Genomic DNA, 1334 nt, shown 5'->3' on the forward strand with positions numbered 1-1334 from the left:
CCTACACCTGCGTGTTGCGCTTTTGCTCGACCGAAGCGATGCAGAACTGGCTCGACTCACCGCAACGCCAGGAACTGGTCGACCAAGCCGCGCCGATGCTCGCCGACGGCGACCAGACAGAGGTTAATCCGGTCAACGAGTTCTGGTTCTCGCCCCAGGCCGAAGCCGGGACGCCACCGCCGCGCTGGAAGCAGGCCGTGGTGACGCTGCTGGTGATCCTGCCGCACACCTTGCTGGTGCCGCTGCTCTGGGGGCCGCTGTTGCGGCTCAACGCCTTGCTCTCCAATTACGTGGTGGCCACGTTCCTGATCACCCTGACCATCGTGCTATCGGTGGTTTACATCTTCATGCCCATGGCGACGCGTCTGTTTGCGCCCTGGCTGTCTCCCGCTACTTTGCACGAGGAACCGTGATGAACGCCGATCTGATTCTGTTCAATGGTCAATTCCACACCGTTGACCGCGAAAAACCGCTCGCCAGTGCCGTGGCGATCAGCGACGGGCGTTTTGTCGCGGTGGGCAGCGATGCCCAGGCCATGGCCCTGCGGGGCTCGAACACCCAGGTGATCGACCTCAAGGGCCGCTGTGTGATTCCCGGGCTCAACGACTCGCATTTGCACCTGATCCGTGGTGGCTTGAACTACAACCTCGAACTGCGCTGGGAAGGTGTACCGTCCCTGGCCGATGCCTTGCGCATGCTCAAGGACCAGGCCGACCGTACGCCGACGCCGCAGTGGGTGCGGGTGGTCGGTGGCTGGAACGAATTCCAGTTCGCGGAAAAGCGCATGCCGACCCTGGCCGAGCTCAACCAGGCGGCACCGGACACCCCGGTGTTCGTGTTGCACCTGTACGACCGTGCCTTGCTCAACCGCGCCGCATTGCGCGTAGCCGGTTACACCCGCGACACGCCGAACCCGCCGGGTGGCGAGATCGTGCGCGACGCCAACGGCGAGCCGACCGGCATGCTGGTGGCGCGGCCGAACGCGATGATTCTGTACTCGACGCTGGCCAAGGGGCCGAAGCTGCCGCTGGAGTATCAGGTCAACTCGACCCGCCAGTTCATGCGCGAACTCAATCGCCTGGGCCTGACCAGTGCCATCGATGCCGGCGGCGGTTTCCAGAATTACCCGGACGATTACCAGGTGATCGAACAGTTGGCGAAGGATGAGCAACTGACCGTGCGCATCGCCTACAACCTGTTCACCCAGAAGCCCAAGGAAGAGTTGACCGACTTCAAGAACTGGACCGGTAGCGTGAAGCTGCACCAGGGCGACGATTACCTGCGGCACAACGGTGCCGGGGAAATGCTGGTGTTCTCGGCGGCGGACTTCGAAG

Annotated in this window: 2 protein-coding genes; both read left to right on the forward strand. The window is 63.2% G+C overall.

Annotated features, from left to right (window positions below; genetic code table 11):
* On the forward strand, positions 1–413 hold a 413-nt coding region (locus tag ACXRVY_RS29520), incomplete at its 5' end, for an antibiotic biosynthesis monooxygenase (RefSeq protein ID WP_458239022.1).
* Positions 413–1334 (forward strand): amidohydrolase (locus tag ACXRVY_RS29525; protein WP_458239023.1); only part of this gene is annotated, 922 nt, incomplete at its 3' end. The genes ACXRVY_RS29520 and ACXRVY_RS29525, both read left to right, overlap by 1 nt.

This window comes from Pseudomonas sp. P5_A2_2 (assembly GCF_054177685.1).